This window comes from uncultured Campylobacter sp. (assembly GCF_938045535.1).
Lineage (GTDB): Bacteria > Campylobacterota > Campylobacteria > Campylobacterales > Campylobacteraceae > Campylobacter_B.
In genome coordinates this window covers 1-1,480 of the sequence record NZ_CALIMQ010000190.1, presented here as the reverse complement: position 1 = coordinate 1,480, position 1,480 = coordinate 1, and the positions used below count along the sequence as shown (strand labels likewise).

Annotated in this window: 3 protein-coding genes; 2 read left to right on the top strand and 1 reads right to left on the bottom strand. The window is 46.1% G+C overall.

All coding sequences use genetic code 11. The annotated features are described in order from the left end of the window. Positions 1-233, top strand: a 233-nt coding sequence (locus Q0095_RS05950; RefSeq protein WP_297882272.1) for a hypothetical protein, incomplete at its 5' end; no start/stop codon positions are given. 10 nt (positions 234-243) lie between these two features. Beyond that, positions 244-627, top strand: a complete 384-nt coding sequence (locus Q0095_RS05945) for a hypothetical protein (protein ID WP_297882270.1) — start codon at positions 244-246, stop codon at positions 625-627. Positions 628-670: 43 nt separating this feature from the next. Here the strand turns inward: Q0095_RS05945 and Q0095_RS05940 are convergent. Then, positions 671-1,480: aldehyde dehydrogenase family protein (locus Q0095_RS05940; RefSeq protein WP_297882268.1), on the bottom strand; the 810-nt coding region annotated here is incomplete at its 5' end.

Genomic DNA, 1,480 nt, shown 5'->3' with positions numbered 1-1,480 from the left:
ATAGAGATTGGACGTGCGGGTCTATTGACAACTATGAATACTTCATAAATTTTTACGGACCTAGCAACGATGATTTAGAGACTTTATTAAAGAATGTAGCAGAAGCGGCACAAATTCCAAACGTCAAAATCACTATATCGGTTTATGAGAGATATTGGAAATGGGGCAGCAAAACTCCGCCACCATTTAGCAAGAATATATTAACCGTAAAATTAGACACAAAATCAAATTAAGGAAAATGAAATGCTGAAATTTACAAAGTGTTTCTTTTTGATAGTCGCCGCATTTATATTATTCGGCTGCGACGGTAGGGAATGTCGGAATCAGTATAACGACAAAGCAGAAGAAATAATATTTGAAGGAATAAGAGATTTAAATCATCTAGGCGGTTCTTGGTCTTGTGGAAAAATTACCGATAGATATGAGAGCATAGTAAACATTTATGGCGCTAGAGATGATGATATAAAGTTGCTCTTAAATAATTTTTCAAAAGTTACCGACATACCAAATGTTAAAATCACGATAAATGTTTATAAAGGCATAAGGTTGGCAAATAAAAATTTGCCGCCAAATGATGAGCCTCTATTAATCTTAAAATTAAATACTCAATCAAGCCAAATAGAATAAAATTTCGGGCGGCGTAAACCGCCCGAGATACCGCGCTAAGCCCTTACTGCTCGTAAAAGCCGCTCGGTTTGGAGATCGTGTCGATGTAGATGTTTTTGGTCTGGGTGTAGTGATCCAGGATCATCTTGTGCGTTTCGCGACCGATGCCCGATTCTTTGTAGCCGCCAAACGGCGCGCCCGCATGGATCTGGTTGTAGGTATTGACCCACACGCGACCCGTCTCAAGCAGGCGTGCGACCGTGAGCGCCTTTGCGATGTCGCGCGTAAATACGGCGCCGCCTAGTCCGTAGAGGCTGTCGTTTGCCATGCGGACGAGCTCGTCTTGATCTTTAAATTTAATCACGACACCCACAGGACCGAAGATCTCCTCCTGCGCCACGCGCATGTCGTTGCGCACGTCCACGAGTAGCGTAGGTTCGACAAAAGCCTCTCCCGCGCTATGTCGCTTGCCGCCTACGGCGATCTTAGCGCCCTCCTCTACGCCGATTTTTACGTACTCTAAAATTTTATCGGCTTGCTTTTTGTTGATCTGGCATCCCATCTGGGTGTTCGGATCGAGCGGATCGCCTACTTTGATGCGCTTAAATTTCTCCACGAGCGCCGGTACGAATTTATCGTAGATGCCCTCCTGCACGAAAATTCTACTTCCCGCGCAGCAGACCTGGCCTTGGTTGAAAAGAATTCCCAGCTGCACGCCGTCGATCGCAACGTCGAAGTCGCAATCGTCAAAGATGATATTTGCGCTCTTACCGCCAAGCTCAAGCGTAGCAGGGATGATCTTTTGCGCCGCGGCTAGCGCGATGCCTCTGCCGACTTCGGTCGAGCCCGTAAACGCAAGCTTGTCGAGCCCTTT